The sequence below is a fragment of the Micrococcoides hystricis genome, from assembly GCF_042434215.1.
GTDB lineage: Bacteria > Actinomycetota > Actinomycetes > Actinomycetales > Micrococcaceae > Micrococcoides > Micrococcoides hystricis.
Genome location: NZ_JBHLUB010000030.1, coordinates 147921 through 173603, shown reverse-complemented (window position 1 = coordinate 173603; position 25683 = coordinate 147921). Strand labels below are relative to the sequence as shown.

At 57.7% G+C, this 25683-nt stretch carries 20 protein-coding genes and 1 tRNA gene; 9 read left to right on the top strand and 12 right to left on the bottom strand.

Features of this window, described 5'->3' with window-relative positions; translation table 11 throughout:
* The first annotated feature begins 74 nt into the window (after positions 1–74).
* Genes ACFFFR_RS08820 through ACFFFR_RS08805 form a run of 4 tightly spaced genes read left to right on the top strand, consistent with a single transcriptional unit; the run spans position 75 to position 6236 of the window.
* On the top strand, positions 75–239 hold the full coding sequence (locus ACFFFR_RS08820) for a hypothetical protein (protein WP_377459671.1): 165 nt from the start codon (positions 75–77) through the stop codon (positions 237–239).
* The gene (locus ACFFFR_RS08815) at positions 233–2038 is read left to right on the top strand and encodes an HsdM family class I SAM-dependent methyltransferase (RefSeq protein ID WP_377459782.1); all 1806 of its coding nucleotides are present in this window, start codon (positions 233–235) and stop codon (positions 2036–2038) included. The genes ACFFFR_RS08820 and ACFFFR_RS08815 overlap by 7 nt, the downstream gene beginning before the upstream one ends.
* A gap of 20 nt (positions 2039–2058) precedes the next feature.
* Complete coding sequence (locus ACFFFR_RS08810; protein ID WP_377459669.1) at positions 2059–3141, top strand: restriction endonuclease subunit S; 1083 nt, start codon at positions 2059–2061, stop codon at positions 3139–3141.
* A gap of 2 nt (positions 3142–3143) precedes the next feature.
* On the top strand, positions 3144–6236 hold the full coding sequence (locus ACFFFR_RS08805) for a type I restriction endonuclease subunit R (RefSeq protein WP_377459667.1): 3093 nt from the start codon (positions 3144–3146) through the stop codon (positions 6234–6236).
* Positions 6237–7056: 820 nt separating this feature from the next.
* Here the strand turns inward: ACFFFR_RS08805 and ACFFFR_RS08800 are convergent.
* Positions 7057–7743: a hypothetical protein gene (locus ACFFFR_RS08800; RefSeq protein WP_377459665.1), complete on the bottom strand. Its 687-nt coding sequence runs from the start codon at positions 7741–7743 to the stop codon at positions 7057–7059.
* Between the two features lie 185 nt (positions 7744–7928).
* Between ACFFFR_RS08800 and ACFFFR_RS08795 the strand changes: the two genes are divergently transcribed.
* The gene (locus tag ACFFFR_RS08795) at positions 7929–8474 is read left to right on the top strand and encodes a peptidylprolyl isomerase (protein WP_377459663.1); all 546 of its coding nucleotides are present in this window, start codon (positions 7929–7931) and stop codon (positions 8472–8474) included.
* Between the two features lie 3 nt (positions 8475–8477).
* A complete protein-coding gene (locus ACFFFR_RS08790; protein WP_377459661.1) occupies positions 8478–9422 on the top strand; it encodes a rhomboid family intramembrane serine protease in 945 nt (314 codons plus the stop codon).
* Positions 9423–9829: 407 nt separating this feature from the next.
* On the opposite strand, the gene ACFFFR_RS08785 is transcribed toward ACFFFR_RS08790, so the two are convergent.
* Positions 9830–10108: a cell division protein CrgA gene (locus ACFFFR_RS08785; RefSeq protein WP_377459659.1), complete on the bottom strand. Its 279-nt coding sequence runs from the start codon at positions 10106–10108 to the stop codon at positions 9830–9832.
* Between the two features lie 62 nt (positions 10109–10170).
* Here ACFFFR_RS08785 and ACFFFR_RS08780 point away from each other — a divergent pair, with 62 nt between their 5' ends.
* Positions 10171–10884 carry a class E sortase gene (locus tag ACFFFR_RS08780; RefSeq protein WP_377459657.1) on the top strand — a complete coding sequence of 238 codons (714 nt, stop codon included), beginning with the start codon at positions 10171–10173 and terminating at the stop codon, positions 10882–10884.
* Positions 10885–10908: 24 nt separating this feature from the next.
* The gene (locus ACFFFR_RS08775; protein ID WP_377459655.1) at positions 10909–11082 is read left to right on the top strand and encodes a hypothetical protein; all 174 of its coding nucleotides are present in this window, start codon (positions 10909–10911) and stop codon (positions 11080–11082) included.
* Positions 11083–11086: 4 nt separating this feature from the next.
* On the opposite strand, the gene pknB is transcribed toward ACFFFR_RS08775, so the two are convergent.
* The 7 genes from pknB to ACFFFR_RS08740 are packed head-to-tail and all read right to left on the bottom strand — an operon-like array spanning position 11087 to position 20430.
* Positions 11087–13024 (bottom strand): Stk1 family PASTA domain-containing Ser/Thr kinase, encoded by a 1938-nt coding sequence (gene pknB, locus ACFFFR_RS08770; RefSeq protein WP_377459653.1) that lies wholly within the window; start codon positions 13022–13024, stop codon positions 11087–11089.
* Between the two features lie 14 nt (positions 13025–13038).
* Positions 13039–14883, bottom strand: a complete 1845-nt coding sequence (locus ACFFFR_RS08765; RefSeq protein WP_377459651.1) for a protein kinase domain-containing protein — start codon at positions 14881–14883, stop codon at positions 13039–13041.
* Positions 14880–16376, bottom strand: coding sequence for a peptidoglycan D,D-transpeptidase FtsI family protein (locus ACFFFR_RS08760; RefSeq protein WP_377459649.1), 1497 nt, complete (start codon positions 16374–16376; stop codon positions 14880–14882). The genes ACFFFR_RS08765 and ACFFFR_RS08760 overlap by 4 nt, the downstream gene beginning before the upstream one ends.
* Positions 16377–16378: 2 nt before the next feature.
* Entirely contained in the window at positions 16379–17773 is a 1395-nt protein-coding gene (locus ACFFFR_RS08755) for an FtsW/RodA/SpoVE family cell cycle protein (protein ID WP_377459647.1), read from the bottom strand.
* The gene (locus ACFFFR_RS08750; protein ID WP_377459645.1) at positions 17773–19197 is read right to left on the bottom strand and encodes a PP2C family protein-serine/threonine phosphatase; all 1425 of its coding nucleotides are present in this window, start codon (positions 19195–19197) and stop codon (positions 17773–17775) included. Before ACFFFR_RS08750 ends, ACFFFR_RS08755 begins: the two co-directional genes overlap by 1 nt.
* Before the next feature lie 4 nt (positions 19198–19201).
* A complete protein-coding gene (locus ACFFFR_RS08745; RefSeq protein ID WP_377459643.1) occupies positions 19202–19696 on the bottom strand; it encodes an FHA domain-containing protein FhaB/FipA in 495 nt (164 codons plus the stop codon).
* Positions 19693–20430 carry an FHA domain-containing protein gene (locus ACFFFR_RS08740; protein WP_377459642.1) on the bottom strand — a complete coding sequence of 246 codons (738 nt, stop codon included), beginning with the start codon at positions 20428–20430 and terminating at the stop codon, positions 19693–19695. The genes ACFFFR_RS08745 and ACFFFR_RS08740 overlap by 4 nt, the downstream gene beginning before the upstream one ends.
* Before the next feature lie 183 nt (positions 20431–20613).
* Between ACFFFR_RS08740 and ACFFFR_RS08735 the strand changes: the two genes are divergently transcribed.
* Positions 20614–20697: transfer RNA gene (locus ACFFFR_RS08735), tRNA-Leu, on the top strand.
* Between the two features lie 54 nt (positions 20698–20751).
* Here the strand turns inward: ACFFFR_RS08735 and ACFFFR_RS08730 are convergent.
* The 3 genes from ACFFFR_RS08730 to ACFFFR_RS08720 form a co-directional block, all read right to left on the bottom strand.
* Complete coding sequence (locus ACFFFR_RS08730) at positions 20752–24315, bottom strand: SIR2 family protein (RefSeq protein ID WP_377459641.1); 3564 nt, start codon at positions 24313–24315, stop codon at positions 20752–20754.
* 271 nt (positions 24316–24586) lie between these two features.
* Complete coding sequence (locus ACFFFR_RS08725) at positions 24587–24961, bottom strand: DoxX family protein (RefSeq protein ID WP_377459639.1); 375 nt, start codon at positions 24959–24961, stop codon at positions 24587–24589.
* On the bottom strand, positions 24958–25644 hold the full coding sequence (locus tag ACFFFR_RS08720) for a CDP-alcohol phosphatidyltransferase family protein (protein WP_377459637.1): 687 nt from the start codon (positions 25642–25644) through the stop codon (positions 24958–24960). The genes ACFFFR_RS08725 and ACFFFR_RS08720 overlap by 4 nt, the downstream gene beginning before the upstream one ends.
* Between the last annotated feature and the right edge of the window lie 39 nt (positions 25645–25683).

Sequence of the window (25683 nt, the reverse complement as noted above, 5' to 3'; positions counted from 1 at the left end):
TTCACCATGACCTTTCATCCGCACTGTAAAACGTATGCGGGCATGATGAATATAGAACAAAGCACTTCTCCCTATTGAACAAAGAACAGGAACATAAAACTTTCATGGTTTCCTCCACTTCGCTCTACCAGGCTGTTTGGCAGACTGCAGACACCTACCTACGTGGTGTTGTACCGCGCCAGAACTACGGTGATTACATCCTTCCCTTCACCGTGCTGCGCGACTTGAATGCCTGCTAGCACCTACCAAAGACGATGTACTGCAGACGATCAAGAACACCAAGTTTCCTGAGGGCATGTGGCCGGCTCTCATCCGGTCCAGTCATGGTCTTTCTTTCTACAATTCCTCCCCTTTAACACTGAGTGCTATTGGTGGAAGCGATGACCATGTCAAACAGGGCATGATGACCTACTTGGATGCCTTCTCTGAGAATGTTCGGGAAGTTTGGAGTGCTTTCAAGTTTCCAGAGATACTGACCAAACTTGAGGAGAACAATGTTCTGTGGGGCGTGGTCAAGCACTTTGCGGGCATAGACCTTTCTGATAACGGGCTTGGTGAGAACGCAATGGCGGATCTCTTCGAGAACCTCATGTACCGGTCCTTCTCCGAGAACGGACAGGTCGCTGGTGAGTTCTACACCCCGCGTGACGCCATCCGCTTGATGGTAGACGTGCTGCTGTCAAGTGATGATGACGGCCTCTACGGCAAGGCACCCGCGCGTACCGTGTACGACCCGGCCGCCGGCACCGGCGGCATGCTGCTGGTCGCCAAGCGGGCCATGGAGGAACTTAACCCGAACATCGAGGTGTCCGTCTACGGCCAGGAAATGATGGCCGAGTCTCTGGCACTGGGTAAATCCGACCTCATTGTCTCAGGCATCTCACCGGACGCCATCCGTGACGGTGATACTCTCGCCGATGACCGTTACGAGGGTGAGCTCTTCGACTACGTCCTGTCCAACCCTCCCTACGGCAGTGACTGGAAGCGTTCCAAGGATGCTGTTGAGCGGGAGGCCAAGATCGAGGGCTCCCGTTTCAGTCACGGCCTGCCGCCGGTCTCTGACGGACAGATGCTATTCCTTTGCCATGTGGTGCACAAGCTTAAGGAGCGCGAACACGGCACCACCAACGGTGGTCGTGCCGGCGTGGTCACCAACGGCTCGCCGCTGTTCACCGGCGGGCCGGAGTCCGGGCCTGATCAGATCCGCAACTGGCTGATCAACGGCAACCTCATCGACGCCATCATCGCGCTGCCGACCGACATGTTCTACAACACCGGCATCGCCACCTACGTGTGGATCCTGGACAAGAACAAAGAACCTAGGCGTGACGGCAAGATCCAGCTCATCGACGCCAGCAGCATCTTCTCACCCATGCGCAAGAGCATGGGTGCCAAGCGCCGTGAGTTCTCCGACCAGGACCGCGAGTTCATCCTGGGTCTCTACCAGGACTTCGAGGACGCTGATCCGGAGTACTCGAAGGTCGTCAGCCCTGAGGAGCTGGGCTTTGTAGATGTGCCCATGTACCGGGTCAAGCGCTACTCGGTGTCGGTCGCTGAGGACACGGTGGCAGCAGCGATGGAGCATAAGCAGTCACTCACCGGCCATGAGGCAGTGATCCGCAGTTGTGCCGGCGTGGCCTGGAACGACCTGCCGGACCACCTGCGCCAGCAGGCCAAGTCCGCTGGCCTCAAGATGGGCGCGGGTCTTATCGACCACATCATGAACACACTCGCCGTCGAAGATGCCGAGGCCCCGGAGGCCGTGGACCGCAAGGGCAACAAGGTCATCGACACCGCCTCCAGGATCACCGAGCGCATCCCGCTCACAGAGGACATCGACGAACACATGCGGCGTGAGGTGCTGCCGTTCGCCCCGGACCTGGTCTGGGACCTGAACGAGGCCAAGATCGGCTACGAGATACCTATGACCAGGCTCTTCTACCAGCCAGAGGAGCTGCTCTCGCTGGAGGAGATCGACGCCGAGATCGAGAGCGTGCTGGAGTCGATCCGCGCTCGTTTCCAGGAAGTGAAAGAATGAGGAGGGAAGGTGATGCCGCCATGCCGAACACTCTGTATAGACGTGCCCCTCTAGGTGTTCTCGCTCGATTAAGAAGTGGCGAGAACACATCGGGAGACTCTTTCTCCAAAGATGATTCTCTCCCCACACCTGTTTATGGTGCCAATGGGGTTATCGGCAGCACTTCGCTGGAACCAAACATCCAGAGAGAGTCAATATTGATCGGCCGTGTAGGTGCGTGTGGCGAAATCAATGTGGCTCCCCCAAGTTCTTTTGCTTCAGACAATGTTCTTGTCGTTGACCTTAATGAGCAAGCTCATAGAGGTTGGATGTACTATGTGCTCCTTTCTTCAAAGTTGAAAGATCTCAATACATCAACAGCACAACCTCTGATAACTCCATCCAAGATTCGCCAAGTACGAGTTCCTTTTCCATCAATGATGGATCAGCAGCGCATCGCTGACTACCTGGATCGCGAGACCGCCAAGATCGACGCTGCCGTCGCTGACCTGGACAGGTACGTGGAGCTGCTGAATGTGAAACTGGAGTCCACAGCTCGGGAGATATTCACTACGCTCTCAGAGGAGCGGCAACTTATTCAAACGAAGTTTTTGGTCGACATCACGACGGGCAGTGGCGATACGCAAGATGCTCAGGAAGATGGAGAATATCCGTTTTACGTCAGGTCCGACACGATTCAACGGTCTGGCGACTACGAATTTGACTGCGACGCAGTCCTCACCAGTGGAGACGGTGCTGGCGTCGGTAAGATTTTCCATCTCGCATCGGGGAAATTCAAAGCCCATCAGCGTGTATACGTCATGCATAATTTCAGGAGGATCTCGCCCGAGTACTTCTATTGGATGTTCAAGTCTGCTTTCCCTGACGTGATTCGGTACGGCGGGGCGAAGTCAACAGTTGATTCAGTGAGAATGCCGATGATTGCCAATCTCAAACTCCCAGTACCAGACAACAGCACTCAAGAAGAGATCAGCGGGCGACTCGCTAATTTGCATGAGGAAGTCGGCTCCCTCATCTCCGAGTCCACCAAGCTTCGTGATCTTCTTCTGAAGCGTCGCTCTGTTCTCATCACTGAAGTCGTCACCGGTCGAAAGCAGGTCTGATCATGGGTATCCAGTCCACCATGGAGCAGGCGTTCGAGGACGCCATCGTTGAGCACTTGAGCCAGTCGGGTTGGCTGACTGACACAGGCAGCAGTGCCGGCTGGGACAAGGCTCGGGCGCTGTATGTTCCTGACGTCTTGCACTGGCTGGAGACCCAGTACCCGGAGGAGTTCGTCAAGGCGGTACCGGAGTCTCTGACCGGTATCCAGCGGAAGGCTTACGTCGCCAAGCTGCTTGACCGGCTGACGGAGATGCTGGACAAGGCACCGATCCTCAACAATCGGACCAAGAAGGTCCAGCACGGGCTGCTCGGTACCCTGCGTAACGGTTTCGCCCATGCCCAGCGTGGCCAGATGAATGCCACCTTTGGCCCGATGGTGGCATTCCATCCTGAAAACCCGCTGTACACGAACGCCATCGAGGACGCGCAGAAGAACCGGCTGCGTGTCCTGCGTCAGGTGCCCTTCGACGTCACCGGCACTGACACTCTCGACTTGGTGCTCACGGTCAACGGCATTCCGGTGGTCACCATGGAGCTCAAAACCGACAACACCCAGGCCGTGCGCGATGCCGTCAAGCAGTACAAGCAGGACCGCAAGCCGACCAAGAACCGGCCCCTGCTCAAGCCTGGCCGGGCACTGGTGCACTTCGCCGTGTCCAACCAGGAGGTCTACATGACCACCGTGCTGGCGGGCTTGGACACCTTCTTCCTGCCCTTCAACCAGGGCAACGACGGTCATGCCGGCAACCCCTCGAACCCGCGCGGCTCCGACACCTCGTATCTGTGGGAGGAGGTCTTTGAGCCGGAGTTGTTCCTGCGTATTCTGCGCGACTACGCCCTGTGGGAGCCGTCGTCGAAGGGCAACAAGGGTCGGTTGATCTTCCCTCGCTACCACCAGCTGCGGGCCACCGAGAAGGTCATCGACGACATCGCACATCGCGGTGCGGGTGGGCGCTACCTGATCCAGCACTCCGCCGGCTCCGGTAAGACCAAGACGATTGCATGGTTGGCCCACCGGGCGGGCCGTTTCATCGACGCTGCCGGCAAGCCGGTGTTCGACTCGGTCATCGTGGTCACCGACCGCACCGTCCTCGACGACAACATCAAGGAGAGCCTAGACCTGCTGCGCGCCTCCGAGGGATTGGTGGTCAACGTCGACAGCGAATTCGGATCCAAGTCAAAAACTCTCGAGGCAGCATTGTCCCGGGGCGGGCACATCATCTCCTGCACTATCCAGACCTTCCCCGCCCTAGCGAAGATGATGGAGAAGTCTCCTGCGCTGGCCGGACGCAACTACTGCGTGATCATGGATGAGGCCCATTCCTCCCAGCACGGTGAGGCCGCCACCCGACTGCGCGAGATCCTCGTGGACGTCGACATGCCCGAGGACGAGGACATCTCCGCTGATGATGTCCTGCTGGCCATGGACAAGGCGGTGGCCAACTCCCCGAACCTGAGTTTCATCGCGCTGACGGCCACCCCGAAGGCGAAGACCCTGGCCGCGTACGGTGCCGTGGACCCGAACAACCCCAACCGCCGCGTAGCATTCGACACTTACCAGATGAGCCAGGCCATCGAGGAGGGCTTCATCCTCGATGTACTGGCCAATTACTCCACCTATCAGATGTTCGCCAGCATCCGTGATGCGTTGGGTAGGGAGGAGACGGTCAACTTCGGTGAAGCGGTCTCCGACATGGTCCGCTTCGTGCGCCTGCACCCGACGTCGATTGCTCAGAAGGTGGAGGTCACCGTCGAGCATTTCCGTCGTAACGTCATGCACCACCTGGACGGCACCGCCAAGGCCATGGTGGTGGCAGCCGACCGCATGTCGGCTGCGACTTGGTCACACAAGATGAACGAGTACATCGCCAAACGTGGCTACGACGACATGACCACCCTGGTGGCCTTCTCCGGGTCGCTGACCTACGGCGAAGGCGAAGGCGCCATGGAGGTCACCGAGGCGTCCATGAATGGTGTGCGCGATACCGCGCTGCACTTCCGGGAGCATGACGAGGCCAAGGTGCTCATCGTGGCGAACAAGTTCCAGACCGGGTTTGATGAGCCACGCCTGTGTGCCATGTACGTGGACCGTAAGCTCTCTGGCGTGCAGGCTGTGCAGACCTTGTCCCGCCTGAACCGCGTGTTCCCGGACAAGCCCAAGCCGATGGTCGTCGACTTCATCAACGAACCCGAGGCAATCCTGGAGGCTTTCAAGCCCTACTACCGGGACGCCCACATCGAGGACGAGATCCCTGCCAACGCCCTGACGGATCTGGGTGACGTCCTAGATGCAGCCGCGTTCTATACCCCGGATGAGCTCGATAAACTTGCCGACGCCTACATCGCGCGTGAAGACGCGGAGACCCTGCAGGGTCTGGTGTCCCCGATCCGCGCCCGGTGGAACGACCACATGCGCGATGCCCGCTTGAAGAAGGACAAGGAGGCCTACGAGACCGGTAAGTCCTTCCGGGCTAACCTCATCAAGTACACCCATGCCTGGGAGTTCCTGAGCCAGATCGTGGACTTCCAAGACGCGCTGCTGCACAAGCGGGCCATTGTCGCCGGTCTGCTGTCGAAGAACCTCAACCTTGAACGCCAAGACGATGATGATGACTACACTGTCGGAATCGAGCTAGTCGGTGTGGCCGTTGAACCAGTCCAAGCCGGTGCCGATTTTGGACTGGCAGCGGAACAGATCGAAGGAAAACTGGAGCTTCCCGGGTTCGATGGTCGACCTGTCGGAGAGAGTTCACCTGTACAGGCCGCCTTTGAAGAGGCCGTCGATCAAGTAAACCAGCTTATGGCGGCCCGAGGCTTTGAGGGTCCGGTAGATGCGGCGGTGTCAGCGATCCGTGCAAGCTACGGAATTTTGGTCGGTGACGAAACAGTTCAAGCTCTTGCACGAGAGAATGATCCTTCCCAGGTTGCCGGGACTGAAACCTTTAAGACCAAGGGGCTGGGAGCGATAGTGCAAGCCGCATCCGAGTCCCAAGAAGTTTTTGAAACGATTACGGCCGACCCAAGCAACTTAGAGCTGTTCCTTGAAGTGTTGGCACACATGATTGTCGCCGCGAAAGAGGAAGGAGATGGTTAGCGACAAACTATCGAGGATTTTCGCCTGTTGTTTGCGAGTGGTACATGATGAGGCACAGCAGCACATCCTGTAGTGAACGCGTGACGCCGTCCAATTTTGAATAGGCGTTTCCCTCCAAGATGGGTTGTCATGCTAACAGACCATTTGGTCATATATTGATGTCCATCGGTGTAAGAATCGAGAAAAAGAGTTCTCACAATATGAGTGAGCCAGCCATGGACGAGGTCGATTTCGACGTGGAGCAGTTTGCCCACCTACTGGAGACGCTCCCGCCACATATGCCAATCTCAGACGCGGTCGAACAAGCTGACCCTCAGAAGAAGGGGCGTTGGTGGTCGTCACAACGAGAACACATGAGCGTCTGGTTTAGGTCACAGGTGACAGATGGATCCGGTGGCTTCACTCGGGCTACAGCGAATCGTTCGGCTAAGTTGACCTACAACAGGCTTCTGCACCCTGAGGGGTTGCTGTGGATTGCTGAGGCTTTAGGGGCTGAGACTGCTTCGGTACAGGCCGCCGCTAACGAGGCCCTCGCCATCACGGATCGGCGAAGTCGCAGTAAGATCTGCGAAAACATCTTCCATGGAGACTCATCAGCGAGCTGGCTAGAAAACAGACCGAAAAGATGTCGTTGATGAGCCAGCACCGAATGGGACGGCTATGCTCACCACCGACTCATGGTAGCCACTAGCTAACCTCCCGCCATTTGGAGTCACGACAGCTGACTCTGGCGAGGACACGCGGACTTGGCACGACACAGCCCGTCGCAGGAAGCAACTGTGCTGATGCGACGGGCTCTATCCGCTTAGATACTTTTAGATTAGTTTTTCGGCGTGGTTGGCTTCGGCTTCGGAAGCTCGTCCTCGGCCTTCTTCACATCTGCCGGGGCAGGGGTGACGGCGCTAGGGCCGGCCACTGGTGCTTTCGGGGTGACAGGTTTTGCTGGGGTTAGCGGAGCCGGGGTCTTCCATGGATCCTCGACCGGGCGGGACGCGCGCCAGACGGCAACGCCGGCGGTCGCGGCTGCGGCCAGTGCAGCGAAGACCAGCAGGCCCTTCTTACGGTTCTTGGCGCGCTGCGCCTTCTTCAGTTCCTTGGCCGCGTTCTTCATCGCGGCCTCGGCAGCCTTCTGCGCCCGCTTCACGGCCTTCTTGTCCCCGGTGACCTTGGTGACGGCGGTGTCAACGAAGGCCGGGACCTCGGCGTCGTGGATCCGGTCGGCGGCAACTGATGCGGCCTCGCCGAGCTTGGACTGTGCAGCCGGGACGTACTCCTTGGCCACGCGCTCGCGGGTCTGTTCGGCGCGCTTCTGCGCATCATCGAGGTATGGCTGCAGCTTGTGCATCTGCTCCTGAACAACCGGCTTGGCCTTCTGGACGCCATCCTGAATGACGTGAGCGGCCTGCTCAACCTTGGGCTCGATCCACTCCAGTGCTGCGTCCACGCCCGAGAGAACCGTGCCTTCTACATCGTGGAGCACTCGTTGGGCTTTTTTCGACTTCTTCATGCATACCTCCCAAGGTTGCCGGATGTCTCTAGCGAACCTACGTGTTTGTCGTTGTTCATCTCCAGAGTAGTAGTTTTTAGCAAGCCAAGCTATGAGGCGGAAAAAAACTCACGCTCTCAGCGCATTTTCCGCCAAATTCAGCCGCAGTTTCCACCATCCGAGCCCCGGGGTGTCAGAATAGAACCATGACTGCAATTCCAACTCATATCGCTACGATTCACACCAACTTGGGTGACATCAAGGTCAACCTGTTTGGCCACCACGCCCCGAAGACCGTCGAGAACTTCGTTGGCCTCGCCACCGGCGAGAAGACCTGGCAGGACCCGGCCAGCGGCGAAGAGAAGACGGGCACCCCGCTGTACAACGGGACCATCTTCCACCGCATCATCAAGGACTTCATGATCCAGGGCGGCGACCCGCTGGGTCAGGGCATCGGCGGACCGGGCTACCAGTTCGACGATGAAATCCACCCAGAACTCGACTTCACCGAACCATACAAGCTGGCCATGGCCAACGCCGGCATCCAGTTCGGCCGCGGCACCAACGGCTCCCAGTTCTTCATCACCTCCGTGCCAACCACCTGGTTGCAGGGCAAGCACACCATCTTCGGTGAGGTTGCCGATGAGGACTCCAAGAAGGTCGTCGACCAGCTGAACGCCGTCGCCACCGACATGCGGGACAAGCCACTGGAAGACGTGTCCATTTCTTCCATCGAGGTCACCGAAGCCTAAGCCATGAACACCTCAGGTCATAACCCGCCTGAGCCCGAGCCTGACCGCCCGATCGACCCCGATCAGGGCGGTCAGTCCAATTCTGGGCCAGAAAACACCCCACGCTACGGTCAAGGGCACGAACCAGAGCAGCCACGCTATGGGGAACCAAGCCACGAGGAACCCCGCTACGGACAACCGCAATACGGTCAACCTCGCTACGGACAGCAATCAGGACAAGGCATCGGCCAGCCCTGCAAGAACCACCCGTACATCACCACGACCATTCGTTGTCAGCGCTGCGGCGAACCGGTGTGCCAAGCCTGCTCTACCCAGGCTCCAGTTGGTGTCCAATGCCCCCAATGCATGGCGCCAGCACGGGCCATGTACCGCCAGCAACGACGCCGAGCCTTCCTGAAGGGGACCCCGGTTGTCTTGACCCTGCTAGTGGTCAACATCCTTTTCTATCTGGGGCAGCGGGCTTACCCACAGCTAACGGCAGACATGTGGTACGCCGGAGCCTACGGTTTCGAAAAACCATGGCGGTTGATCACGCACGGCTTCGTGCACTCACCAACCGGGTTCACGCACATTCTGCTCAACATGCTCTCCCTGTACTGGATCGGTAGACCCATGGAATCGGCGATTGGATCAGCGAAGTTCTCCTTGCTGTATTTCGCCTCCCTCATTGGTGCTGGGCTAGCGGTACTCCTCATCACCGACCCCATGACACCGGTCGTCGGTGCATCCGGTGCTATCTACGGCATCTTCGGTGGACTCATCTGGGTATCCCGCCGCGCACAGATCCCGTTAGTGCCCTTGGCGGTTATCTTGGCGATCAACCTCGTCATCAGCTTCACCCTGCCGGGTATCTCTTGGGAAGGCCATCTTGGCGGGCTCGTCGTAGGACTTGTCCTCACGCCGTTGTTGTTACCGAAAAGTCCGAACAGTCGAACATCCACACGATAGTGGTCTGTTATCCCCAGAGTTATCCACAGTGTTGATAACTACACGCATGTAATTCACTTAATTGTTTTCAGAGTTATGCACACCGGTTATCCACACTGTGGATTACTTACAAACATGTAAGTTGGGGATCCGTTGAAAACCCGAGACCAGCGTGATTTCAACGATCTGGACCCATATCGACACAGAAACCCCAAGTTATCCACGACCTGTGGATAACTTGGGGATATCTTTCTACACACGACTTGTTTGAGAGTTCTGATTCGAAGATTCTCGAAGATCACTTCGAACATCGCTACTTCTCCCCAGAGTTGTCCACAGACTTTACGCACAGTGGGAAACCCCTGTTCGAGCACGAAAAAGCCCGAGCCATGTGGCCCGGGCTACAGCAAAACTGAGAGTTTTGTTGGCTACCGCCAGCGCATGGTCATGAGGAATCCGATCAGGACGAAACCGAATCCAATGACGATGTTCCAGCCGCCTGCCGCAGCGACTGGTAGGGTGCCTTGGGCGATGTAATAGACAATGATCCAGAGCAACCCAATGATCATCAGACCGAACATGATGATCTTGTACCAGAGGGGCAACGGTTCCTGCATGCCGAACTCGGCTTCGACGGCCCGGCGTTCAGCTGCGTCAGTTCGCTGGCGTTTCTGCTGGGCACCTTTGCGTGGTCGCGATACAGGCACGGATCAACCTCACTGGTAAATTACTAAGACAGAGACCATTCTAACGAAGAACGGGACGAAGAGTGTCGCGACGCAAACGAAACTGGTTCGCCGCCATCATCGGCTTTATCGGCGAGATCCTGATGACCTTGGGCGTGCTATTGCTGCTCTTTGTCGTCTGGGAACTGTGGTGGACCAACTTTGATGCTGAGAAGGCCCAGAAGGTCGCCACCCAGGAGCTCTTCACCGAGACCAAGGAACAGGAACTCACCGGTGAGCTCAAACTCGGTGAGGGCGAAGTCTTCGGTGTCATGTATGCCCCGCGACTGGGCGAGAACTACGCTGTCCCGATCTCTGAAGGCACCACGGACGAGGTCCTGAACACGGTCGGTCTGGGCCGGTACACCGAAAGCCAGTGGCCCGGTGAGGTCGGCAACTTCGCGATCGCCGGTCACCGTCAGACGCACGGGGCCGTGCTCTGGAACATGGACAAGTTCCAAGACGGGGACAAGGTATACGTGCAGACCCTGCAGAAGTACTACACCTATGAAGTTGAAGTCATCAAGGTGGTCCAGCCCAACCAGTCCGAAGTCATTGCGGCCAACCCGTTCGATCCGAACCAGCAGCCCGATGAATCCTGGCTGACACTGACAACCTGTCACCCGCCGTACACGACCCTGGAGCGGATGATCACCCACGCTAAGTTGGTTGATGAGCGTCCGGCCTCCGACGGCCCACCGGCGGAGATCAAAGAAGTCGTCGAGAAGACCGTCAACGCAGCCCAGTCCGGGCTCTAAGCCACAACGAGGAGAGCTTTACAGATGTACGCTTGGATCTTCCGCCATCTGCCCGGCCCACTGTGGCTGCGCATCATTCAGACTTTGATCCTGCTGGCCGCTGTCGTCTACGCATTGATGACGTGGGTGTTCCCGTGGCTGAACCAGTACAACCCGTTCACGGATTCGACGATCGGGCTGTACCTGCCACTGCGCTAGCGCACTAGTCGTCGTTCTTTTTCTTCTTTTTCTTCGACTCGCTTGGCGACGGTGAAGGCGACTCTGACTCGTCGTCATCATCGTCATCGTCGTCCGTAGGCGACGGGCTCGGCGTTGGGGTTGGCTTCGGTGGAGCCACCGCAATAGTGACCGTCACGGTCGAACCTTGATCCACGGAGTCTCCGGCTGTCTTGTCCTGTTCGTAGACCGTACCCGGAACCGCTTCATCGGTCTCGTTGTATTTGGCTTCCACGTTCAGGCCAACGTCTTTGGCTTCCAACTTCTTGGTGGCATCTTCAAGGCTCAAGCCGACTACGGACGGAACCTTCACCTGACCAGAGGACAGGGTCAGGTCCACCGATGAGCCAACTTTGACCTTGGAGCCCAAGGCAGGGTTGGTGGACATTAACCGGTCACGGGCCACGGTGGCCGAGTCGACTTGGTCCACGTTCTCAACAGTTAGGCCAAGTTCATTCAACTTGTCCCGGACGGTGGCCTCAGACTTGCCTTCTAGGTCCTTGGGGATGGTGACCTGTTCTGGACCCTTCGAGATCAGCAGGGAGATCTCCGAGTTGGTCGGCAAGGTGTCGCCAGCCGCCGGAGCGGTACCGATCGCCAAGCCGGCCTTGATCTCATCGTCGAACTCTTCCTTCACGTTCGGCCGGAAACCGGCGTCCATAAGGATGTTCTGCGCCTCGTTCTGCGGCTTGTTCTCCACATCTGGGATCTCAATCCGAGCCGCGGCGGCACGCTGTTCGTTCAGGAAGTCGATCAGGAAGTACCCGCCCAAACCAAGACCGAACAGCAGGGCCAGTCCGAGCAAGGTGCCGGCCATGATGCGGCCAAAGCGGCTTCGCTGCTGGCTTTCAGGTTCGGCGTAGGCCACGGGTTCGTAGCCGTGCGGCGTCTCATCGACGTCATCCTCCGGCTCATCCGGGGTGGCGGGGTATTCGGCGGATGCAGCCATGGCGGCCGGGATACCGGCAGCTCCTGCAGCTCCGGCGATGCCGGCGGCGCCGACCGGACTAAAAGCCTGGGTGGCAGCGTCATCGTCTTGGTCGTCGCCGTCCGTGGCGGCTGCGGCGGCGTAGGTACCCTTGTGGGCGCTAATCAGTGCCTCTGCAAACTCGTCGGCGGTCTGGAACCGTTTCTCCCGGTCCTTGGCCATGGCCTTTTCGAGAACGGCATCGAGCTGATCGGTGACCTTGGGGTTGAGCCCGGATGCGGTGGGCATCTTCTCCGAGACGTGCTGGTAGGCCACGGCCACGGGGGAGTCACCCACGAACGGTGGCCGGCCGGTCAGCAGCTCAAAGAGCAGGCAGCCAGCCGAGTAGAGGTCCGAGCGGGTGTCCACGTCATCGCCGCGGGCCTGCTCCGGGGAGAGGTATTGGGCGGTGCCGACCACGGCCGAGGTCTGGGTCATGGTCGCACCGGAGTCGGCCAACGCCCGGGCAATGCCAAAGTCCATGACCTTGACGTCCCCGTTGTCGCAGACCATTACGTTGGAAGGCTTGATGTCCCGGTGCACGATCTCTTTTTCGTGCGCGTACGCCAGTGCTTCCAGCACACCGCAGGTGTAGGTGACCGCGTCTTCAAGCGGCAGTGGGCCACCATCAAGTAGGTCACGCAGGGTTTGGCCTTGCAGGTATTCCATGACGATGAACGGGCATTCGACCGTGTGCAGTTCGTTGTCCTGCATGGTCTCGGTGCCGGTGTCATAGACCGCCACGATGGACGGATGGTTCAAGGAGGCAGACGACTTGGCTTCCCGACGGAAGCGCGCCTGGAACTGCGGATCCCGTGCCAGCTCGGTGCGGAGCATCTTGACGGCAACCGGACGGTGCAGGAGCTGATCCAGCCCCTTGTACACGTCAGCCATCCCGCCACGGCCGATGAGCTCATCGATCTGGTAGCGGTTGTTCAAAACACGGGATTTAGGCAAGGTTGATCACACCTTTAAGGGGACCCGGTACCGTCACCAGTCGAGCCTGTTTCCTCGGTTGGACTTGGTGCGGGTGTCGGAGAATTGGTGGGTTGATTATCAGGTTCGGTTTCGGCGGCTACGACATAACTCACAGTGGACCCTGGCTCGACCTGTGTTCCTGCGCTTGGGCTCACACTAAGAACTGTTCCAGCTGGGTGAGAAGAATTGCGGGTTCCAGCCTTTGCAGGTGAAAGCCCGACCGACTGAATTCGTCTAATGGCTTCATTCTCAGTCAGACCGATAATTCCACCTGGAACGGTCACTTGAGCAGGACCAGACGAAACAGTCAGGGTGATTAGCTCGCCCTTGGCGACTTCCCCGCTAGGAGAAATTGCGATGACTTGATTTTCAGGCTCATCAGATTCCTGACTATCCACAGTCACTCTGAGACCTCGAGCTTCAAGAGTCGCACGAGCAGCGGTCACGTTTTGGCCGATAAAGTCGTTCGCAGATACGGTGATGGTTTCTTCAGCAGTCTCGGATTCAGTGGGCGACTCTGTCTCGGTAGGAGATTCAGTCGGTGATTCTGTTTCCGTCGGAGATTCCGTGACGGACGGTGACGGGCTTTCCTCGTCCGAGCCTCCGATCAAGTTCGGGATCAGCCAGGCGCCGAGCACGACGAACGCGATCAACAGCAGAAGCGCGATCAGCGGTCCGGTGAACTTACGCCGTTTCGGGGCATAGTGGACCCTTTTACGCTCCTCGGAGCGCACGGCAGCACTGGCACCGGAAGCTGGTGCGATGACCTCGTCAAAGGCGTCCTGCTCGACCGTGCGGCTGGCACCTAGCGGCTGGTCCTGTTCGAACTCTGCGGCGTCGACCGCGTCCAAGGTGGAGGTTCCGGTGCCCACACCGTCACCGTCGGTACCGATGACCTCGGTGGGGTGGGTGTCGGTCATGCCCTGGAAGTCCACGACTTCGGTGGCCGGTCCGGTAGCGGCGCCCACTGCTGGCATGAACTTCAACATGCCTGGCACGGCACGCTGGGCAGCGCCGACATCCTGATTGCGGATGGCGTCGGCGGCTTCGGCCAGCTTGGTGGCGTTAGCCGGACGCTCGTCCGGTTCTTTCGCCAGCATGCTCATCAGCAGTGCCCGAACCGGTGCCGGGATGGATTCGGCTAGCGGCGGTGGCGGGTCATTGACCTGTGCCAACGCGATAGCGATCTGGGATTCACCGGTGAACGGGCGGCGGCCAGCGACGCACTCGTACCCGATGATGCCCAAGGCGTAGATGTCCGAAGAGCCGGAGGCCTGTTGCCCGGTGGCCTGTTCGGGAGCCAAGTATTGGGCGGTGCCCATGACCTGTCCGGTGGCGGTGAGCGGGACCTGATCGGCCAGACGAGCGATCCCGAAGTCCGTTACTTTGACCTTGCCGCGCGGGGTGATGAGCAGGTTGCCCGGCTTCACGTCGCGGTGCACCAAGCCCTGAGCGTGCGCGGCGGCCAGAGCACGCGCAGTCTGAGCAATGATGGACAGCGTCCGATCCGGGGAGAGCACCTTCTCGCGCTCAATAATGGCAGAGAGCGGTTGACCCGGCACCAGTTCCATAACCAGGTAGCCGGAGCCACCTTCTTCACCGTAGTCATACACGTTGGCGATACCGGGGTGGTTCAGCAGCGCCGTGTTGCGTGCTTCCGCCCGGAAACGGCGCAGGAACGCCGAGTCACCGGTGTACTCCTCTTTGAGGATCTTGATCGCCACGAGCCGACCAAGGATTTCGTCTCGTGCTTTCCAGACTTCACCCATACCGCCAATCGCGATACGTTCTGTGAGCTGGTACCGATCACCTAGGGTGGTCCCGATTTCTGGCCTCACGGTTTCACCACCGCCTCCAATATTCTCTTCAGGTTTGGACTGGTCAAGGTATGCCCGCGTTCGTAAGGAACGTCTTCAAAAACGAGTGTGACAGCGTACTGTGGGTCATCGGCCGGGGCGAAACCGGTGATCCACGAGTTCACGTTTGAGGAGTCTCCGCCCAACTCCGCAGTGCCGGTCTTAGCCGCTATCGTGAACTGGTTGGAGGCAGCCGGGTACCCGGTTCCTCGATCGTTCACCACACCGACCATGAGGTCTTTGACCTGCTCGGCGACCTTGGCACTGGTGGCCCGACGAATTTCCTTCGGTTTCGGCTGGTCCAGCACCTTCAGGTCCTTGCCACGGACCGCCTTGATGAGGTTCGGCTTCATCAGCTTGCCCTCGTTGGCGATCGCGGCGGCGACCATGTTCATCTGCAGCGGGGTGACCTTCACGTCATGCTGACCAATGGAGGCCAACCCCAGCTCGGCACCGTTCAGTTCGGCCGGGAAGGAAGAGGCCGTGACATCCAGTGGAATCTTGAACTGTTCACCAAAACCGAAGTTCTCGGCAGTCTTGCGGATCTTCTCGTCACCCAAATCTTGAGCCATCTGGATGAACGGAGTGTTACAAGACTGGGCGAACACGAACGACAGCGGTGCTTCCGGGCGTCCCGAACAGATACCGCCGTGGAAGTTCGGCACGGTCGTCTGAGTGCCCGGCAGTCGGATCCGGTCCGGGTTCTCCAGCTCGGTGTCCTTGTCGTAGTCGCCGGTCTCCAGGGCAGCCACCGTGTCAATGATCTTGAACGTGGAGCCCGGCGCAATCAGCGCCGAGGTGGCCCGGTTGTTGTAAGGGCTCAGACCCGGGATGTCCATGATCTTCTTCATGTTCTCCTGAGCCTTCGCCGTGGACTGGACCGCCAACTCGTTGGTGTCATAGCTCGGCTTGGAAACCATGGCCACCACGTTGCCGGTCTTCACTTCGGTCACCACCACGGTGCCACGAACACCATTCGGGATGGTGTCATAGGCCAGCTGCTGAATGTTCTTGTTGATCGTCAGCTCGACCTGGGCACCCTGCATGGTGTCACCGGTCAGCAGCTCGGAGAACCGATCGAAGAACTGGGCGTCCGACTGGCCGGAGAGCTCATCGTTCATGGCCGCCTCCAGACCGGAGGTTCCGTGGGAGAGCGAGTAGAACCCGGTCAGCCCGGAGTAAAGCATGGGGTCACGGTAGACACGCTGGTAGTCGAACTCACCGTCAGAAGGAACAGACTCGGCGATCGCGTCCCCGGAGACCAGAATGGCTCCGCGCGGGGAGTCGAACTGCTTGAACATGGTGCGGAAGTTCCAGCTGTTAGCGTTCAGCTCCGGTGCACCGATCACCTGAATGTAACTCAGGGCCGCAAAGAGGGCGACGAACAGCACCATGGTGCCGCGCCATGTCCGGCCAATGGCCTTATCGATCGGGGAACGGGTATCTTCCACTTTCTGGCGACGAGAGAAAAACATGGTTACTTCACCCCGCTCGCGGTGACTTCACGCTGGGCAGCGGTTTCGGTGGATGGCGCCAGTCCGGCCTTGACCGGGCGACGACCAGCGTGGGAGATCATCAGCAGCAGCGCCACGATGATCCAGTTGGCCAGCAACGAGGAACCACCTGCGGCCAAGAACGGGGTGGTCAGACCGGTCAGCGGAATCAGGCGGGTGACACCACCGATCACCACGAAGCACTGCAGTGCGATGACGGCACCCAAACCGGCGGCCAACAGCTTGCCGAAGTCAGCGCCAACGGAGAGCGCGGTGCGCATGGCGCGGGTGACAAACAGGACGTACAGCATGATGATGGCGGTCAGCCCAATGAAGCCCAACTCTTCACCAAAGGCGGCGATGATCATGTCCGAGTTGGCCACGGAGATTAGGTCCGGTCGTCCAGCCCCGAGTCCGGTGCCGCTCAGCCCGCCCGAGGCCAGACCGAAGAGGCCCTGCACCACCTGGTGGGAGGCGCCGTACATGCGGTTGTATACCTCCGGGTCGAAGGCGTTGAGCCACGCCTCGATGCGCAGCTGCACGTGGGACATAGTCTGGGCCGCGAACACGCCACCGATCGCAACCAACACCAGGCCGATCGCGATCCAGCTGAAGCGGTTGGTAGCCACATAGAGCATGGCCAAGAACAGACCGAAGAACAGGATGGAGGAGCCAAGGTCGCGCTGCATGACCAGCACGCCGATCGAGATCAGCCACGCGATCATGATCGGTGCCATATCTCGGAAGCGTGGTAGCTGAATCTTGCCGACCTTCTTACCGGCCAACAAGATCAAGTGCCGGTTGGCCGCCAAGTAACTGGCGAAGAAAATCGCCAACGTGATCTTGGCGATCTCACCGGGCTGGAAGGTAGCAAAACCCAGGTTGATCCAGATCTTGGCGCCGTACTCTTCCCGGCCCAAACCGGGGATCAGCGGCAACACAAGCAGCACTGCGGAGATGACCAAGAACAGGTAGGTATACCGATCGAGCAACCGGTAGTCGCGCACCGCAATGATCAACGCGGCACAGATCAGCGCCGCGACCGTGGTCCAGAGCAATTGTCGGGTGGCAGCACTGTCCCCGGAGACCAAGTCGAGCCGGTGGATCATGGTGATCCCCAACCCGTTCAACGTCACCACAATGGGCAACAGGTACGGGTCCGCATAGGGCAGGCGTGAACGCACCACGATGTGGAGCATCAGGGCCACCGCGACCAGCACGATGGATTGCAAGTAGAACGCGGTGTCCATCTCCTCTTTCATGGAGATGGTCGTCAAGAAGTCTGCGCCAATGGCGATGACCAGACCAATGAAGAGCAACCAGAGTTCGAGGTTGCGCTTGGTGGGGGTCTTCTTGGCCGGTGTAGCTTGTGCCGTCATCAGCGATTACCCCCGCTCGTCGTATTGGTTCCGGTCGGTGAAGGTGATGGGCTCGGGCTCTTCGTGGAAGTTGGGCTCGGCGAAGGCGTCGGGCTCGGGGACGGCGATGGCGACGGGCTCTGGGCCGGTGGCTCCACGATCGACTCGGCTAGCTGCGAGACGATCTGCTGGGCATGATCCAGATCCCGGGCGGAGATCCCGGATTCGACCCGCTGCCGGTTGTAGGCGTGCAGGTTCTCGATCGAGATGTCAGTGCGGGAGTCCACGTGGGACAAGCTGACCGGACCAATGGTTTGGGCGACCCCATTGAAAATGGTCACCTTGCCGTCTTGCGCACCCACGTAGTACTGGGTCTGGGTCCAGGCGTAACCTAGCGCGGAAACGACGGCCACTAGGACGGCCAGCAGGGCCACGAAAGTCGGGAGCAACCACGAGCGGCGCTGCGGCGGTTCGAAAGTCTCGACCGGAGCCTCGTCTTCGTGGTGGGTGAGCATCTGCGCGGCGCGTTTCTGTACCGAGCGTTTAGTCACGATCGGGATTTTGCCCGTTTGGGTCGCCAGATTCGCGGCACCGACCAGTGCGTGTGGCCGGGTGGAGAGCTCCTGGCGTAGCAGCGCGCCGGAGGGTTCGTCTTCAGAGTTGAGCCGGTCTTCGTCTTCCTGCGTCAGCGGGGCGACCGGGGGGTTGTGCCCGGCGTCCGCTGGTGCCTCGACCACGTCGACAAGCACCACGGTCACATTGTCGGGTGCACCGCCGGCCAAGGTGAGGCGGACGAGCTCGGCCACGATATCTTCCAGTGGCTTGTCCGAGCGCATGGCGTGCTCGATCTGCACATCATCTAGTACGGCATTGAGTCCGTCGGAGCAGAGCAGCCAGCGCTCGCCGTGCGCGGATTCGTGGGAGGTGCAGTCTAGCTCCGGGGAGGCGTCCACGTCACCGAGCACGCGCATTAGCACGTTCTTTTGCGGGTGGTGTTCGGCGTCATCTGCGGAGATCCGGCCTTCATCGACCAGGCGCTGGACGAACGAGTGGTCGCGGGTGACCTGCTCGAACTGGCCGTCTTTGAGCCGGTAGGCGCGGGAGTCACCCACGTGGGCCAGATGCACGGTTTCTTCGTTGAGCAGGATCGCGGTGCAGGTGGTGCCCATACCGGAGAGTTTGGGGTTGGCGTGCACCAGCTCATTCAGGATGTGGTTGGCCGTCTGGATCTCGTCGGCCAGCGCGTTCTGGGGGTCCTCGATCTGCGGCAGGTCTAGGTGGACTAGATCCAGCACGGTGGAGGAGGAGGCAACATCGCCACCGACGTGCCCGCCCATGCCGTCAGCGACAACGGCAAGGTTGCGGCCGGCATAACCGGAATCGTCGTTTTTGGTGCGCAAAGCTCCGACATCGGATTGCGCGGCGAAGTTGAAAACCAGAGACATACGTTTAGACCCTCAGCTCCATCATGGATTTACCGATCCGGATGGAGGCGCCGGGCTCCACAGCCATGGCGCGGGTGAGTTGTTGGTTGTTGAGGTAGGTGCCGTTGGTGGATCCGAGGTCCTCGAGGAACCAGCGGGAGCCCTGCGGGAATAGCCGGGCGTGCTTACCGGAGGTGTAGTCGTCCGAGAGTGTCAGGTCAGCCTCTTCGGAGCGGCCGATCATGATCGGCGCGTTATTCAGCGGGATCTCCGTGCCTGCCATCTTGCCGGCGGTGATCACCAGCAGGCGTGGGACCTGTTTGGCGGGGGCCTGTACTGCAGGGGAGGCGGCTGCGGGGGTGGAGGTGCGCGGTTCGGCACCCTTGCCGTTTTTGCGTACGCGCGGGCCAATGCTGCGCAGCTGCAGATCCTTGGCCTGAGAAGAAACGATCGCGATGATGAGCAGCCACATCACAATGAGCAGCCCAGCACGAAGGAGGAAGACGACGAGATCGCTCATGCACGACCTGCCTTGATGGGGACCTGGCGGAACACAACCCGGGTACGGCCCAAGGTGAGCACGGAACCGTCATGGAGGGTGGTCGGGGTGTTCAGGCGCTCGCCATTCAAATAGGTGCCGTTGGTGGAACCCAGGTCATTGGCCTGCCAGCCGCCACCGGAGGGGCTGATCTGCAAGTGCTTACGGGACACACCGGTGTCATTGACGGTGATGTCGGCGTCGTCGCCGCGACCAATCGTGATGGCCGAGGACCCCAGTCCGTGGCGCTGGCCGTCAATCTCCAACACTGGTTCGTAGCGGGTCGGAGCCTGCTTCGGGGCAGCCGGGGCCGGGGGAGCGGATGGTGTCGCAGCCTTGGGCGAATCACCCTTCTCGACAGCGGTGTCGATTTCAAAGCTGCCACGGCGCAGTTCAAGATCCTGAGTAAAGGAGACGCGGATGGCCCCGTACAGGGTATAGCCGTTCGCGCGGGCGTGGTCGATCACCACATCGCAGAGTTCTTCGGCCAGCGTGGTGCCCCACTGCTGAGCTTTCTCAAAGTCGGTTTCGCTCAACCGGACGGTGAACACATTCGGTGCCACCGTGCGTACTTCGGACAGCGCATAGGAGTTATTGTCCATGTGCCGGCGGATGGCGGCGGCAAGCTCGACCGGTTGTACAGAACCCCGACCGGCGGAGAACAATCCGCGTACGGCTTTTTCCAAGCCGCGTTCCAGATTATCTAGCAGACCCAACCGTCACTCCTTTCAGCTTCAAAATGGACACTCTTATGAACGATACTACTGGGATCGGAAACTATCATCCGACCGAGAGGCCACTTTTCGGTGCAGATCCTCAGGTTTTCTGGGTGCCAGATCACATTTACGGGCTGGATTAGGTGGATGAGTTGGTTTCCGGTTATAGTTATCTAGTCCCAAGCGCGAGTGGCGGAATTGGTAGACGCGCTGGCTTCAGGTGCCAGTGCCTTCACGGGCGTGGGGGTTCAAGTCCCCCCTCGCGCACTTTGGATAAAAAATCCTCGGAAGGAAACTTCCGGGGATTTTTGCATCCCTGCGTTATCTACCATCGTCTGATTCAAGCCAGCTGGAAGCACTAGTATGCCCAGCTTCCAATGCCGATTCGGTGAGTTCTTCGAGGGCCTCTCGGCTGATGTTCGCTCTCTTTAGGCGCGGCACTAATTCATCGAGCCTGAAAATTGTCTGAAAACCTAATTCATGACTTACTAAAAGTCGGAGTCGGAGGTGTTCGGCGAGATTGTCGGGCATCTGGTTGACCATTTCTTCGTCGAGGTTGAAGAGTCGGGAATTGTCAGTGATTGGCCCTGGGGCAGAGTTCACAATCTGAAAGCTCTCGCGGGCAATAGAAACTGGTAAGTGCAATGAAAAATCTCCCCATGCCGAGCGCTCTTCCTCGGAAAGAGGCAATGCAGATTGAAGTCGTCTCTTCGTCAGGTCAGCGATCCAATCGGACCAAGAGTGACGGGCTTCAACTTCGTCAATTTCATTGAGCCAGTGGCTCAGTGCCGTGATGAAGTGAGAAATCGGAGCAGGTGTTTCTAACTGTTTGACGTACTCAAAGGGGTTGACCTCTTTGGACCTAAACCGAATGCATGTCAGAGCAACGAGTTTCCAATAATTATTTGACACACCCGGATCGAAGTCAGGTTTGGAGATGAGGTTATGAGCGCCTGTAAGAGAATCCCAAAACCCGGCCTTAATCATGGCTTCGTTGATGCGCGGATGAGTAAGATAGCAGCTCCACACATTGGACGCGTCATGGTAAGTCCGGGGATCAAATAGCGGGAAGAGATGCTGATGCGTGAATTTTGGGTCAGCGCCGAAGACAAAATGAGTATTTACCGCGATCATTGCAATGCTTCCAGGAGTCGCTGTTCTTTCGAAGTCCAAGAGCTGTTTGCCCATCGCAGCTTCGATCAGCGATAGTCCAGACCACGCCTCACCCGATTTTTCCCAACGCCATTGGATCCGTCGAATCCAGTACTGTGCGATGTTTCCTGGCCAAGAATTGAGCCCGAAAGTGATCCAGTCGTTAGACGTAGGGGTGGGAGCGTTACGTGAATGTAGCGTCCAAACCTCTGCTGCCAGTTTATCGACCGTTTTTGCCGTTGATGCTGGTAATCTCTGAGAGCCAGGATGGACTGTTGAAAGACAAAACTCGCTTATTTCTTCCGCGAAATTTAGATTCTTTGCAATGGGCAGTAGGATTTCGCAGACCTCATTGGTCTCCCCAGCAGATAAATCGGAAGCACCTATGGCTTTGATGACTGCGGAAGTGAACGTTTTTCGTCTCTCCGGCTGAACAATCTGGCATGTGCTTTGGAGCATGGCGATGCCGAAGCGATGGTGTGTCTTAATGGCTTGAGAGACCTCTGAGCATGCGTCTTCCCATGTAGGACCGTGAAGAAAATGATCACCGTAGGTATGCTCTGTGACAAGTCTGAGACTTTCGTCGGGGCCTTTCGAAGCGAACGTTTCTATCAAATCGTCCATGGTAAAAGGCAATGGCTCCTTTTCGAACTTTCCGGATTCCATCCAAAACAGGAAATTTGAATTCGGATCTGCTTCGAACTCTGGGTGCCGATCTTGGATCGCTTCCAGATTGGTTCGGAGTGCTTCAGAGGACTTGTTGAATCTGGCAAGCCATTCTAAGAAATCAAAAACTTGTCGATCACTCGATCTCGCGTCACTAGGTGAATCCTCCTGACAAGAACAAGCGAGCTCGATCTCTTCAATTAACCTAAACATCAGGCGTTCGTCGAGCTCGGGCGCGATAGTTTCAAGCAATGTGAACACTTCATGCCATGAGGAACTGTCTTTAAGCAATGCGTGGTGAATGAGAGAGTCTAATTTTGCGGTGACATCCATAGCAGAATTTTGAGCAAGCAGATAGAGACCGAGTCTACGGAAAATAGAATGATCATTACTCAGCCAGCGTTCCATTGTGGTGAAATCGATCTCAACTAGTTTCGAACTGAAGTCACGCAATGCGTCAATAATCGAATCTTCGAACTTTTTAGCATGATTCTGAGGGTGATCTTCTATTGCGGATCTCTGTATAGACCAGGTGTCTGTGGTTTCTAGAGCAGAACAAATATTTAGCATCCGAAAACTTTGCGACAGACTCTGCTCGAGGATTTGCAAAGTTGCTGAAAGGTCTTGAGGTGAGGAGTCTTCGAGTGGTTCTAAGAGCTTCTGAAGATGGAAATCTGAGACAGGCCATCGGATCGAGACTCTGATGCCGTTCGCTATTCTGCAACTGTGCCCCTGCCAACCTTGGTCACTCAGTTGGAGTTTTGGAGTGAGAGCCTCTTTGAGGAGCGTGAGACTAGTTTCTCCTTTCGGGAGTGAAGCGCAAAGCATGTGGATGACGTTTTCCGGCAGTTCTTCTGAAGTGCGAAGAAACGAGGACGTAATGACAGTCCAGACTTGTGCCAGTTCAGGGTTTGTTTCCCGCATGTTATAAACCGCTCTAGCAACTGCGGTATGTAGAACTTCAGAGACCACAGGGCCATTTCTAACCAGGATGGCTAGCGCTGCGTGAGTCATGGTGGGTTGACTTACGAAATGGTCGGAAAACCAGCTTGCCAGTAGAGACGTTTCGTGGGTGGTCTCAAATCCGGCTTTGAACAAGCAGATAAAAGGAGGCTGCTGCTCTACCCATGCGAGCCACTCAACTCCCCGTGCTTCCCGACAGAATGCCTGAACACCTACGGGCAATTTGATTGCTGCTGCGAGGTAGTCGGCTTCTGTAGGAATTGCGGGTATGCCCCCGGTGACGATTTCTCTTATGCGTGAATTATGATCGAGCTGTCTCATCTCGAGTCGACGTGCCCAGCTGTCCAGAACAGTGACTAATTCCGAATGATAATTCTCCTCGGAGTACTGAATCGGGGTGACTCGGAGTTCGTTCCATTTCTTGTCTTCGGCCCTGTGAGTAAGAACGTATCGCCGCGTGTTTGGGGGGGGGAGACCGCGTGCCAAGTAGTTCATCACGGTATCTCCGTGACTATAGCCGATAAACAACACAGTCTTATTCATAAACAGATCTGTTACGAATCGTCTGGCCCATCCAAATGTTAGATATGCACGACCAAAATCATCATCGGTGACAACGAGTTCTTGGGCCGGCCGTGATACGCGACCATGAAGGTAAACTAAACCAGTAAAATCCCTACCGAGCGGGAGAGCAGGCGCATGGTAGACATCGCCTATGTCTACGGAAAGTTCTGATGCAGCCTTTTCTAGAAGTTCGTCGTAGTTCGTGCTTACAATCCGAATTTTCTTAGTAGCCGAACTCAGTCTCATTATGGCTCTGTGGGTCTCGTTGGGAGCGGACGCGGGATTCCCAACAATTGTCTTCGTGCATTCACGGACTGAAAAACCTTGATCAGCTAACTGACCGAGAAATGCGTCAGGTTCCGAATCGGCGTTGAAAATCTGGCCGAAATTTTCTGCTGTATCTTTCGCCAATTTAACGAACGTAGGTAAGTTTGCAGGATGGTTCATAGACGCGCCAGCCCCTACAAACAAAACCAACTCTCCAGCTGCTGCAGCAGTAACAAGTTGTTCCGGCAAGGTAACATTTTCAGTGATCAGCAATGGTTATCCTAAGAGATTCAGAAGCATCCATGTGCGGAATTCTAGCTTGTTGGTATCTAAGCCGCGTTCCGTCATCTTGAACCGAGATTCGTTCAGGTCAGCGCACAATATGATAGGAAAATAGCCGAACTGTTGTTATGTGAGCCCTAAAGCGAATGTCGGGTTCCCTCGCCTCGGATGTTTCAGAGGCGGGTATTGAAAATCATCAAGGGCGAGTCGAGAGAATTGCCGCAACGAAGAATATTCTCATTTTCTACTGGTGCGATTGTTTTTATCCAGTTGGTGCATTTCTTAGAGTTTCTTGTCGCTGCCCGACCAAAAACAGGAGTGCGACAAAGAGGGTTATGTTCAGCCAAATGTAGTCTGCATTCCCGTTGGCGATGTTCGTAGCAGCGGCACCGATCATGACGGCTGCTAAGAGAACTGCGCTGGCGATTCGAGTCTTAGGGAAGATCAGCAGTGCGGCCCCGGCAACCTCAATGACGCCGATCGTGTAGGCGAACCATATTGGCCAACTGAAATCTGTAAACGGAGCCAAGGCGTTCGCGTCGCCCATCAGCTTTTGGATTCCCTCTTTGACGAACAGCACCCCAACGGCGATCGCCACGATGTGGGCAACCCACGTGAGTATCCTCTGGCCAGTCATTTCTGTCTCGCGTGACTTTGCTCGAGCGTATAGATGTCTCGACTGAACGAGATCAGCAGTAGGCTGAGTGCCGCACCGGCAAAAACTGTAGCCAGCCAAGTCGGGACAAACGGCACTAGGACTCCGATCAAGGCAATGCTCTGGATGGCAGCAACGACCCGACGAAAAGCACTGTACTCGAGGGTGCCGCTTAGGGCAGGACGGAACCACGACGCTGCCACGAAAAGATAGCGCATCGCGCCGATCAACAAGACCCAGGGGCCCACCACGAAGGCAGCTGGAAGACTGAGAATCATCAGGAACGCGGCATCAGTTTCCATATCGAGTCGCGCACCGTAGGCGTTGCACGTTCCGCTACGCCGAGCTACCCATCCATCGACCGCATCGAGCAGCGCTGCTGGGACCGCCAAGAAGACGATCAGCCACGACTGCGCCGGGAGGATGCCTCCGGCGACGAGCGTCGCCAGGGTTGCGCAACCACCCGCCAACACGCCACGACCGAGCGTGAACCGGTCAGCGCTCGTAAGAAAAACTGGACTCCGGCGTAGCACGCTCCACGCGGCTAGCACAGGAAGCACGAGCCCTGCGAGTAGGGCGGTCATGGCGACGGTCGGCGGTGCTGTCCAAACGCTGTCTCCAGCTGCGGCCAAGAGAACGGCGCCCAAGCAGAAAGCCCCGGTCACTAGAAGTACTAATTGCGAGAACAGCCATGGCAATCTGGT

What these genes read in the sequence shown, in the direction of transcription:
- ACFFFR_RS08810 (WP_377459669.1), top strand. Translation starts at nt 2,059, where the DNA reads ATGCCGAACACTCTGTATAGACGTGCCCCTCTAGGTGTTCTCGCTCGA.
- ACFFFR_RS08805 (WP_377459667.1), top strand. Translation starts at nt 3,144, where the DNA reads ATGGGTATCCAGTCCACCATGGAGCAGGCGTTCGAGGACGCCATCGTT.
- ACFFFR_RS08800 (WP_377459665.1), bottom strand. Translation starts at nt 7,743, where the DNA reads ATGAAGAAGTCGAAAAAAGCCCAACGAGTGCTCCACGATGTAGAAGGC.
- ACFFFR_RS08795 (WP_377459663.1), top strand. Translation starts at nt 7,929, where the DNA reads ATGACTGCAATTCCAACTCATATCGCTACGATTCACACCAACTTGGGT.
- ACFFFR_RS08790 (WP_377459661.1), top strand. Translation starts at nt 8,478, where the DNA reads ATGAACACCTCAGGTCATAACCCGCCTGAGCCCGAGCCTGACCGCCCG.
- ACFFFR_RS08775 (WP_377459655.1), top strand. Translation starts at nt 10,909, where the DNA reads ATGTACGCTTGGATCTTCCGCCATCTGCCCGGCCCACTGTGGCTGCGC.
- ACFFFR_RS08760 (WP_377459649.1), bottom strand. Translation starts at nt 16,376, where the DNA reads ATGTTTTTCTCTCGTCGCCAGAAAGTGGAAGATACCCGTTCCCCGATC.
- ACFFFR_RS08755 (WP_377459647.1), bottom strand. Translation starts at nt 17,773, where the DNA reads ATGACGGCACAAGCTACACCGGCCAAGAAGACCCCCACCAAGCGCAAC.
- ACFFFR_RS08750 (WP_377459645.1), bottom strand. Translation starts at nt 19,197, where the DNA reads ATGTCTCTGGTTTTCAACTTCGCCGCGCAATCCGATGTCGGAGCTTTG.
- ACFFFR_RS08745 (WP_377459643.1), bottom strand. Translation starts at nt 19,696, where the DNA reads ATGAGCGATCTCGTCGTCTTCCTCCTTCGTGCTGGGCTGCTCATTGTG.
- ACFFFR_RS08725 (WP_377459639.1), bottom strand. Translation starts at nt 24,961, where the DNA reads ATGACTGGCCAGAGGATACTCACGTGGGTTGCCCACATCGTGGCGATC.